Source organism: Rhizobacter sp. P1_G5 (genome assembly GCF_056405435.1).
Genome location: NZ_JBFUCB010000157.1, coordinates 1 through 10,731, shown reverse-complemented (window position 1 = coordinate 10,731; position 10,731 = coordinate 1). Strand labels below are relative to the sequence as shown.

Genomic DNA, 10,731 nt, shown 5'->3' with positions numbered 1-10,731 from the left:
CTTCAACGTGAAGCGGCCGTTCGACCCGGCGCAGAACATCCGCGGCGGCCTCGCCTACATCCGCTGGCTGCTCGCCTACTATCGCGGCGACGTGACGCTCGTGGCGGCAGCCTACAACGCCGGCGAAGGCGCGGTGAACCGCTACCGCGGCGTGCCGCCGTATGCCGAGACGCTGGGCTACGTGAGTCGCATCCTGAAGTCGTCGCGCATGCTGACGCACCCGTTCGACACCGCAGTCACCGAGGCCTCGCCGCAGCTCGCCTCGATGCGCAAGTTCTAGGCACTTGCCTGCTCGGCGGACAGTGCGCACTGTCCGCGTTCCATCCACTGCCGCCTGGCGCGGCCCCCGGGACAACCCGAAGCTGCTGACACAAAGTCCTTGCCACTCAAGGGCTTGAACGGCGTGGCGCACGATCGCCAGGTGTGGCACGTCGCTTGCGCTGTGATGGTGCACGCGCATCACCATTCCAATAAAACAGGAGACAGCATGACCGCGACCCGACGGCGCCCGATGGCGCTGCTGGCCTGCCTTTCCCTGGCCGGGCTTTCCATCGCCGCCACCGGCGCGCTGGCGCAGCCCAAGGACATCCGCATCGCCCACGTCTACAGCAAGACCGGCCCGCTGGAGGCCTACGGCAAGCAGACGCAGACCGGCTTCATGATGGGCCTCGACTACGCGACCGGCGGCACGATGACGGTGGCTGGCCGCAAGCTCATCGTGATCGAGCGCGACGATCAGGGCAAGCCCGACGTCGGCAAGAGCCAGCTCGCCGCGGCCTATGGCGACGACAACGCCGACATCGCGGTCGGCCCGTCGTCGTCGGGCGTCGCGCTGGCGCTGCTGCCGGTGGCGGAGGAGTACAAGAAGCTGCTGCTGGTCGAGCCCGCGGTCGCCGATTCGATCACCGGCGACAAGTGGAACCGCTACATCTTCCGCACCGGGCGCAACAGCTCGCAGGATGCGATCGCCAACGCGGTCGCGCTCGACAAGCCCGGCGTCACGATCACGACGCTCGCGCAGGACTACGCCTTCGGCCGCGACGGCGTGAAGGCCTTCAAGGAGTCGATCAAGAAGGCGAAGCTGATCGACGGCGAGTACCTGCCGACCAGCACCACCGATTTCACCGCCGGTGCGCAGCGCCTGATCGACAAGCTGAAGGACCAGCCCGGCCGCAAGATCATCTGGATCCTGTGGGCCGGGGTCGGCAACCCGTTCAAGATCGCCGACCTCGACCTGAAGCGCCACGGCATCGAGATCGCGGCCGGCGGCAACATCCTGCCTGCGATGGCCGCGTACAAGAACTTCCCCGGCATGGAAGGCGCCACGTACTACTACTTCGGCATCCCGAAGAACCCGGTCAACGAATGGCTGGTGGCCAATCACTACAAGCAATTCAAGGCGCCGCCGGATTTCTTCACCGCCGGTGGCATGAGCGCGGCGATCGCGGTCGTCGAGGCGCTGAAGAAGACGCAGGGCGCGACGGCCACCGACAAGCTGATCGCAGCCATGGAAGGCATGGCCTTCGAGACGCCCAAGGGCCGCATGGTGTTCCGCAAGGAGGATCACCAGGCGATGCAGAGCATGTACCACTTCCGCATCAAGGCCGACCCGGCCTTCGCCTGGGGCGTGCCGGAGCTGGTGCGCGAGATCAAGCCCGAAGAGATGGACGTGCCGATCCGCAACAGGCGCTGAGCAAGGTCCGCCCCACAACCAGGAGACACCACGATGAAGAACCGGTTCGCCAGGATCGGGGCTGCAGCCTCGCTCGTGTTTGCCGCGGCCTGTCAGGCCACTCCGCTGCCCCAGCTGCAGATCGACCCCGCCGAGGTCAGCGTCTCCGGCCTGTCCTCCGGCGGCTTCATGGCCGTGCAGATGCACGTCGCCTACTCGGCCACGTTCAAGCGCGGTGCCGGCATCGTGGCCGGCGGGCCGTACTACTGCGCCGAGGGATCGATCGTCAACGCGACCGGCCGCTGCATGACGCACGCGAGCACCATCCCCGTCAGCAGCCTCGTCAGCACCACCAACAGCTGGGCCACGAGCGGCCTGATCGACCCGGTCGCCAACCTCGCCAATTCGAAGGTCTACCTCTACTCCGGCACCTCGGACAACACCGTGAAGCCGGCGGTGATGAACGACCTGAAGACCTACTACCAGAGCTTCGTGCCGGCGGCGAACCTCTTCTACAAGAACACCATCGCGTCCGGCCACGCGATGATCACCGACGACTACGGCAGCAGCTGCGCCACGACCGCGTCGCCCTACATCAACGACTGCGACTTCGACCTCGCCGGCGAGATCCTGAAGCAGCTGCACGGCACGCTGAACCCGCGCAACAACGGCACGCTGTCCGGCACGTTCACCGAGTTCGACCAGACCGCCTTCATCACCGGCCACGGCATGGCCACCACCGGCTGGGTCTACGTGCCGCAGAGCTGCAGCACAGGCGCTGTGTGCAAGCTGCACGTGGTGTTCCACGGCTGCCAGCAGAACACCGCGCTGGTCGGCCAGCAGTACGTGCGCAACACCGGCTACAACCGCTGGGCCGACACCAACGGCATCGTGGTGCTCTACCCGCAGACCAGCACGCAGGCCACCAACAGCTGCTGGGACTGGTGGGGGTACGACAACGCGAACTACGCGAAGAAATCCGGCCCGCAGATGGCGGCGGTGCGCGCGATGATGACGACGCTGGGCAGCGGCTCGGCACCGTCCGGCCTGCCGGCACCGGCGGGCGTCGGCACCTCGGGCGCGACGGCGAGCAGCATGGTGATCAGCTGGGGAAGCGTCAGCGGCGCGAGCGGCTACAACGTGTACCGCGGCGGCAACCAGGTCAACGCGAGCCTCGTCACCGCGACGAGCTACACCGACACCGGCCTCGCCGCCGGCACCACGTATTCCTGGACGGTGAAGGCGGTCGACGGCAGCGGCGTCGAAGGGCCGTCGTCCGGCGCCGCCACCGGCACCACCACCGGCGCGCCGCCGGCCGCCACCTGCACCACCGCGAGCAACTACGCCCACGTCGCGGCCAACCGCGCGCACGTGCAGGGCGGCTATGCGCTCGCCAACGGCTCGAACCAGAACATGGGGCTGTGGAATCTCTTTGTCACGACGACGCTGAAGATGACCGGCACGAACTACTACGTGATCGGCACCTGCCCCTGACCGCCGCGATGCTCGAGACCCAGGACCTCACCATCCGCTTCGGCGGCCACGTCGCGGTCGATCGCGTCAGCTGCACGTTCGAATCCGGCACGCTGACCGCGATCGTCGGCCCGAACGGTGCCGGCAAGACGACCTGGTTCAACCTGATCTCCGGACAGCTGCGCGCGACGGCCGGCCGCGTGCGGCTGCACGGCATCGACATCACCGCCGAAGGCCCGGCCGCGCGCACGCGGCGCGGCATCGGCCGGGCCTTCCAGCTGACGCAGCTGTTCCCCGCCCTGCCGGTGCGCGAGAACGTGCGGCTCGTCGTGCAATCGCGCGCACGACTCGGCCTGAACCTGTGGTCGGTGTGGCGCGACCACCGCGGCGTGCTCGAGCGCACGCAGCAGCTGCTCGAACAGGTGCGCCTCGAAGCCCGGGCCGATCAACCGGCCGGCAGCCTGCCGCATGGCGACCAGCGCAAGCTGGAGGTGGCGATGCTGATGGCGCTGGAGCCGAGCGTCTTCATGTTCGACGAGCCGACCGCCGGCATGAGCGTCGACGAGGTGCCGGTGGTGCTGGACCTGATCCGCCAGCTGAAGGCGCGCGCGGACTGCACGATCCTGCTGGTCGAGCACAAGATGGACGTGGTGCGCGAACTGGCCGACCGCATCGTCGTGCTGCACAACGGGCAGCTCGTCGCCGACGGCGAGCCCGGGCTCGTGATCGCGTCGCCGGTCGTGCGGCAGGCCTACCTGGGGCTGGCGGCATGACGCTCTCGCTGCAGGGCGTGCACACGCACGTCGGCGCCTACCACCTGCTGCAGGGCGTCGACCTCGACGTGCCGGCCGGCCAGGTGACGATGCTGCTCGGCCGCAACGGCGCCGGCAAGACCACCACGCTGCGCACGATCATGGGCCTGTGGACGGCCTCCGCCGGCCGCATCGCATTCGACGGCGACGACATCACGCGCCTCGGCACGCCGCGCATCGCGCAGCGCGGCATCGCCTACGTGCCCGAGAACATGGGCATCTTCGGCGACCTGACGGTGCGCGAGAACCTGCTGCTGGCCGCGCGCGGTGCCCGCTCGCTGGCCGACATCGACACGCAGCGCCTCGACTGGCTGTGCGGCCTGTTCCCCGCGCTGCGCACGTTCTGGCTGCAACCGGCCGGCGCGCTGTCGGGCGGGCAGAAGCAGATGCTCGCGATCGCGCGCGCGATGATCGAGCCGCGCCGCCTGCTGCTGATCGACGAGCCGAGCAAGGGCCTCGCGCCGGCCATCGTGCAGAACCTGGTCGCGGCGCTGCGCGAGATGAAGGCGACCAGCACGACGATCCTGCTGGTCGAGCAGAACTTCGCGATGGCGCGCGCGCTCGGCGACCGTGTCGCGGTGATGGACGGCGGCCGCATCGTGCACCGCGGCGCGATGGCCGAGCTGGCCGACGACGAAGCCTTGCAGCACCGCCTGCTCGGGCTCTCGCTGGGAGCGCATGCATGAGCAGCACGCTGCCCCGTTCGTCGTTCGACTTGCTGCCGATCGCACTGGTGCCGCTGCTCGCACTCGCCGCCTGGCCCTTGATCGGCTCTGCGTCGAGCTGGCTCACGCTGACGGTGGCCGGCCTCGCGATGGGGATGATCGTCTTCATCGTCGCATCGGGCTTGACGCTGGTGTTCGGGCTGATGGACGTGCTGAACTTCGGCCACGGCGTGTTCATCGCGTTCGGCGCCTTCATCGCCACCAGCGTGCTCGGCGGCCTGGCCGACTGGACCGGCGCCGACAGCCTGTGGCTCAACCTGGCCGCGCTGTTCCCGGCGATGCTGGCCGCGATGGCACTCGCCGCCGCCGTGGGCTGGGCCTTCGAGCGCGTGCTGGTGCGCCCGGTCTACGGCCAGCACCTGAAGCAGATCCTGATCACGATGGGCGGCATGATCATCGGCGAGGAGCTGATCAAGGCGATCTGGGGCCCGGCGCTGATCCCGTTGTCGCTGCCGCAGGCGCTGCGCGGCGTGCTGGCGCTGGGCGACGCGTCGGTCGAGAAGTTCAGGCTGCTGGCCACCGGCCTCGGCGCGGTCGTGCTGGCCGCAATGCTGTTCACGCTGAACCGCACCAAGCTCGGCCTGCTGGTGCGCGCCGGCGTGCAGGACCGCGAGATGGTCGAGGCCCTCGGCTACCCGGTGCGCACGCTGTTCGTCGGCGTGTTCGTCGCCGGCTCGGCGCTGGCCGGGCTCGGCGGCTCGCTGTGGGCGCTGTACCAGCAGGGCGTGGTGCCGCAGATCGGCGCGCAGCTGAACGTGCTGATCTTCATCGTGATCATCATCGGCGGGCTGGGCTCGACGCTCGGCTGCTTCGTCGGCGCGCTGCTGGTCGGGCTGCTGGCCAACTACACCGGCTTCCTGTGGCCGAAGGTCGCGCTGTTCTCGAACATCGGCCTGATGGTCGCGGTGCTGCTGTGGCGGCCCCGCGGGCTGTACCCGGTGAGTTCGCGATGAGCGCGCGCCTGCTGGATCGCCTGCTGTCGCACGACCTGCCGCGCAGCCGCGTGCTCACGGTGCTGCTGGCCGCGATCGTGCTCGGCCTGGCCGCCACGCCGTTCGTGTTCCCCGGCACGCAGGCGATGAACGTCGCGGCCAAGGTGATGGTCTTCATCGTGCTGGTCGCGAGCTTCGACCTGCTGCTCGGCTACACCGGCATCGTCAGCTTCGCGCACACGATGTTCTTCGGCATCGGCGCTTACGGCATCGCGATCGCCAGCACGCGGCTCGGGCCGGGCTGGGGCGCGCTGGCGGTGGGCATGCTGGCGGCGCTCGCGGTGTCGCTCGTGCTGTCGCTGCTGATCGGCCTGTTCAGCCTGCGCGTGAAGGCGATCTTCTTCGCGATGATCACGCTGGCGGTGGCCTCGGCCTTCCTGACGCTCGCGTCGCAGCTGTCGGACTGGACCGGCGGCGAAGACGGGCTGAGCTTCCGGCTGCCCGAGGCCTTGGGCGATCGCCGGGTCGCGTACTACCTGCTGTTTGCCGTGGCGCTGACGCTGGTGCTCGCGATGCTGCGCATCGTCAACTCGCCGTTCGGCCGCGTGCTGCAGGCGATCCGCGAGAACGACTTCCGCGCCGAGGCGATCGGCTACCGCACGGTGGTGTACCGCACGCTGTCGAACGTGCTGTCGGCGCTGTTCGCGACGCTCGCCGGCTGCGTGCTCGCGCTCTGGCTGCGCTACAACGGGCCGGACACGTCGCTGAGCTTCGAGATCATGCTCGACGTGCTGCTGATCGTCGTGATCGGCGGCATGGGCAGCGTCTACGGCGCGGTCGTCGGCAGCCTGCTGTTCGTGCTGGCGCAGAGCTACCTGCAGAACCTGATGGCGCTCGCCGCGCCGCTGGTGGGCGGCGTGCCGCTGCTCTCCACCTTGATCTCGCCCGAGCGCTGGCTGTTGTGGCTCGGGGTTCTCTTCGTGCTGTCGGTCTACCACTTCCCGAACGGGATCGTGGGGCGGCTGCGCGCGATGCGGACAAGCCAGCCGGCCCCTCACACCAAGAAGGAGACATCGCCATGAAGATGAACCTGCACCCGCTCACGCTCGCCGCCCTCGGACTGTCTGCCGTTGCCGTCGCCGGCTGCGGCAGCGACGACGACATGCCACCCCCCGTCAACACACTGCCCGCCAACGTCACGCAGCAATCGATGACGGACTATCCCGCGACCAGCACCGGCAGCGGCAGCACTGCCGCGACGCAGGACCTGCTGACCGGCGGGCTCGGCAAGTCCGGGCTGGGCGGCGCGGCACCCACCTACGCCGATCCGCTGAACCCGACCGCCGCCGAGCTGCGCCGCAACGCCCTCTTCAGCAACTACCGCGGCCTGGTCGACATCAGCGCCGGCGGCGGCTACGGCACGCTGTACGGGCCGAACGTCGATGTGACAGGCCAGGCGACGACCGGCGAGGGCCTGATCCCGGGCCGCGAGTACGTCGCGGTGCTGGACAACGCGGCCGGCACCAAGCGGGTCGCGATCGCGGTGCAGATCCCCGACAGCTTCAACCAGAGCGCGCCGTGCCTCGTGCTCGGCCCGTCGTCCGGTTCGCGCGGTGTGTACGGCGCGATCGCCACCTCGGCCGAGTGGGGCCTGAAGCATGGCTGCGCGGTCGCGCTGACCGATGCCGGCAAGGGCATGGGGCTGTACGACATGGCGGACGACACGGTGAACCGCATCGACGGCACGCGCGCGACGCGGGCCGCGGCCGGCGCGGCAGCGTCGTTCGCCGCTGCGGTGACCGACACCGCGCGTGCCACATTCAACGCGCTGTTCCCGAACCGGCTGTCGCTGAAGCAGGCGCACTCGCAGCAGAACGCCGAGAAGGACTGGGGCAGCGACACGCTGGTGGCCGCCGCCTACGGGCTGTATGCGCTGAACGACCGCTACGGCAATGCGGCGGCGCCGCTGCCGTTCACCGCGGCCAACACGATCGTGATCGCCGGCTCGGTGTCGAACGGCGGCGCGGCGGTGCTGCGCGCGGCCGAGGCCGATGCGACGGGCCTGATCGACGGCGTGGTCGCCGGCGAGCCGGTGACCGAGCTGCCGACCACCACCGGCTACGGCGTGGAGTTCGGCGGCGCGGCGGTCATCGGCTACGGCAAGAAGCTGGGGGATTTCACGACCTATGGCAACCTCTACCAGCCCTGCGCCGCGCTGGCGGCCGGCGCGGCGATGGCCGAGACCTCGACCTTCAACTACCTGGTGGCGACCGCGCAGACCGGCAAGGCCGCGGCGCGTTGTGCGGGCCTCGCGGCCAAGGGCCTGGTGACCGGCGCGGACACGGCGGCCCAATCGGCCGACGCATTGGCCAAGCTGCGCGCCTATGGCTGGACCGCCGACAACGACCAGATGCACAACGCGCACTACGCACTCGGCAACGGGCCGATCCTGTCGGCGATGTACCCGATGATGTACGGTCGCTTCTCGGTGACCGACAACCTGTGCAACACCAGCTTCGCGCAGGTGGATGCGGGCGGCAACCCGATCGCAGCTCTCGCGGCGAGCAAGGCGCCGAGCTTCGCGACCGGCAATGGCACCGCCAACGGGTCGCCGGCCAGCGTCGTCTACAACGATTCCGTCGGCGGCGCGAAGCTGTGGTCGGCCGCGATCTCGGTGTCGACCGGCGTGCAGGACTTCGGCCTAGACAACGCGCTGTGCCAGCGTGCGCTGGTGACCGGCGTCGACGAGACCGGCGCGGCGCTGACGGCCACCGCGTCGTCGACGCGTCCGACCGCGGCGCAGGCGGCGGCGGTGCAGGCCGGCATGGCCGAGGTGGTGGTCAACGGCAACCTGCGCGCGAAGCCGGCGCTGGTGGTGGCGGGCCGCAGCGATGCGCTGGTGCCGGTCAACAACAACGCGCGCGCCTACGTGGCGTTCAACAAGACGGTGGAGGCGGCGGCCAGCAAGCTGGGCTACATCGAGGTGGCGAACGCCCAGCACTTCGACGGCTTCCTGTCGTTCCCAGGCTTCGACACACGGTTCGTGCCGCTGCACGTGTACTTCAACCGGGCGATGGACGCGATGTATGCGCACCTGAAGACCGGTGCCGCGCTGCCGCCCAGTCAGGTGGTGCGCGCAACGCCGCGTGGTGGCGCACCGAGCGCGGCGCCGATGATCACCGCGGGCAACGTGCCGGCGATCAGCGCCGCGCCGCTGGTGGCGGACCAGATCGGGTTCAGCGGCACGTCGGTGTCCGTCCCGAACTGAAAGCCGTCGTGGCCTTCACGTCGCACTACCTGGCCTGCGAGGGCCGCGAACTCCACTACACCGAGTGGGGCGCCGGCCGTGCCGAGACGGTGATCGCGTGGCACGGCCTCGCACGCACCTGCCGCGACATGGACGAGGTGGCGGCGCACCTGTCGCAGCGCTTCCGGGTGATCTGCCCGGACACGCTGGGCCGCGGCCTGAGCGAATGGAGCCGCGAACCCGAGCGCGAGTACTGCCTGGCGTTCTACGCGCAGCAGGCGGTGTCGCTGGTCGACCAGCTCGGGCTGCACGACTTTCACTGGGTGGGCACGTCGATGGGCGGTGCGATCGGCACGCTGGCTGCGGCCGGTGCCTTGCGCGGCCGCATCCGCAAGCTGGTGTTGAACGACAACGGCCCGGAGCTGGCCGAGCCGGCGCTCGCGCGCATCCGCGGCTATGCAGGGCGGCCGGCAGCCTTCGAGACGGTGAGCGAGCTGGAGCAGTACTTCCGCAAGATCTACCAGCCGTACGGCTGGCTGAGCGACGGCCAGTGGCGGCGCCTCACCGAGACCTCGACGCGCCGCTTGCCCGACGGCCGCGTGACGCCGCACTACGACCCGGCGATGGTGATGCAGTTCACCCACCACGACGACGACTACCGGCTGTGGGACGCATGGGACACGCTGACGCTGCCGGTGCTGTGCCTGCGCGGCGAGCACTCCGACCTGCTGCTGCCCGAGGTGGCCGAGCAGATGCGACAGCGCGGCCCGCGCGCGCAGGTGGTGACGGTGCCGGGCTGCGGGCATGCGCCGGCGTTGAACGTGCCGGAGCAACTGACGGTGGTGGAGCGGTTCCTGATGGCGCCGTGAGTTTTGAGGTCGCAAACTGCGACCTCAAGTTTGGCGGCGCAAAGACCCCGTTCGTATGGAGCACCACCGTTCGCGCTGAGCCTGTCGAAGGGCCCGTTCGTATCGAACCAAGGCTTCGACAAGCTCAGCCCGAACGGGACAATCCGTTCACCCTGAGCTTGTCGAAGGGTCTGCTCGCATCGGGCAAAGGCTTCGACAGGCTCAGCCCGAACGGGAGGGGACTCAGCGCCAGCGCGCTCTTGCCTTACGCCTGCTTTCACACGCTTGCCAATTGCGATGCCTGCCGGGACGGCGGCGCGGAAGAATGGAACCGGTTTCACACGCGCGGCCGATCGGCCGCTGCGCACAAGAATCGGAGAGGGACATCCCATGTGCCACATTCATTCGACGCTGCACGCGACGCCGACCGCGGCCGCACTGGCCGTTTCGCTGCTGCTGGCCGCCTGCGGCGGCAGCAACCCGTCGGCCGGGTCGGCATCCGATGCGGCGCTCAACCGCGAGACCGCCGAGGCGGTCGGCGATGCGCCGCCGGTGATCGCGCCCGGCCGCTACGTGCTCGTCAATGCGCAAAGCGGCAAGTGCGTCGACGCCGTTCCGTCGACGCCCGACGGCGGCCGCATCCAGCAGGCCACCTGCGGCACCGGCCTCACGCAGGCCTTCGACCTGACGACCCAGGCCGGCGGCGCCGTGAAGCTCGTGAACGCCGGCACCGGCCAGGTGTTCGACCTGTCGGGCAGCTCCGGTGCCGACGGCGCGGCCATCCACCAGTGGACAGACAACGGCACCAACGCGCAGCGCTTTCGCCCGTGGCGGGTGCTGGGCAACCGCTTCCGCTGGGTCAGCGCGGCCAGCGGCAAGTGCGTGACGATCGCCGATCGCTCGAACGCCGACGGCGCCCAGCTGCAGCAGGCCGGCTGCAGCAGCAGCGATGCGGCGCAGCAGTTCCTGCTGTTCCCGCGCGGCGGCAGCGCGCGCGGCGCGCTCGCGATCGGCCAGTACAC

At 69.6% G+C, this 10,731-nt stretch carries 10 protein-coding genes; all 10 read left to right on the top strand.

Going from position 1 to position 10,731, the window contains the following annotated elements:
* Nucleotides 1–280: lytic transglycosylase domain-containing protein (locus tag AC1D12_RS13320; protein WP_477840882.1), on the top strand; the 280-nt coding region annotated here is incomplete at its 5' end.
* A 231-nt stretch (nt 281–511) separates the two neighbouring features.
* On the top strand, nt 512–1,693 hold the full coding sequence (locus AC1D12_RS13315) for a substrate-binding domain-containing protein (protein ID WP_477840884.1): 1,182 nt from the start codon (nt 512–514) through the stop codon (nt 1,691–1,693).
* A 33-nt stretch (nt 1,694–1,726) separates the two neighbouring features.
* On the top strand, nt 1,727–3,166 hold the full coding sequence (locus AC1D12_RS13310; RefSeq protein WP_477826286.1) for an extracellular catalytic domain type 2 short-chain-length polyhydroxyalkanoate depolymerase: 1,440 nt from the start codon (nt 1,727–1,729) through the stop codon (nt 3,164–3,166).
* Nucleotides 3,167–3,174: 8 nt separating this feature from the next.
* Nucleotides 3,175–3,918, top strand: a complete 744-nt coding sequence (locus tag AC1D12_RS13305; RefSeq protein WP_477826285.1) for an ABC transporter ATP-binding protein — start codon at nt 3,175–3,177, stop codon at nt 3,916–3,918.
* Nucleotides 3,915–4,643: an ABC transporter ATP-binding protein gene (locus AC1D12_RS13300; protein WP_477840880.1), complete on the top strand. Its 729-nt coding sequence runs from the start codon at nt 3,915–3,917 to the stop codon at nt 4,641–4,643. The genes AC1D12_RS13305 and AC1D12_RS13300 overlap by 4 nt, the downstream gene beginning before the upstream one ends.
* Nucleotides 4,640–5,635, top strand: a complete 996-nt coding sequence (locus AC1D12_RS13295) for a branched-chain amino acid ABC transporter permease (RefSeq protein ID WP_477826283.1) — start codon at nt 4,640–4,642, stop codon at nt 5,633–5,635. Before AC1D12_RS13300 ends, AC1D12_RS13295 begins: the two co-directional genes overlap by 4 nt.
* 8 nt (nt 5,636–5,643) lie before the next feature.
* Complete coding sequence (locus AC1D12_RS13290; RefSeq protein ID WP_477826288.1) at nt 5,644–6,696, top strand: branched-chain amino acid ABC transporter permease; 1,053 nt, start codon at nt 5,644–5,646, stop codon at nt 6,694–6,696.
* On the top strand, nt 6,693–8,882 hold the full coding sequence (locus AC1D12_RS13285) for a 3-hydroxybutyrate oligomer hydrolase family protein (RefSeq protein ID WP_477840878.1): 2,190 nt from the start codon (nt 6,693–6,695) through the stop codon (nt 8,880–8,882). The genes AC1D12_RS13290 and AC1D12_RS13285 overlap by 4 nt, the downstream gene beginning before the upstream one ends.
* Nucleotides 8,883–8,890: 8 nt before the next feature.
* Nucleotides 8,891–9,730 carry an alpha/beta fold hydrolase gene (locus AC1D12_RS13280; protein ID WP_477827126.1) on the top strand — a complete coding sequence of 280 codons (840 nt, stop codon included), beginning with the start codon at nt 8,891–8,893 and terminating at the stop codon, nt 9,728–9,730.
* A 369-nt stretch (nt 9,731–10,099) separates the two neighbouring features.
* The coding region (locus AC1D12_RS13275; RefSeq protein ID WP_477840876.1) for an RICIN domain-containing protein at nt 10,100–10,731 on the top strand (632 nt) is incomplete at its 3' end.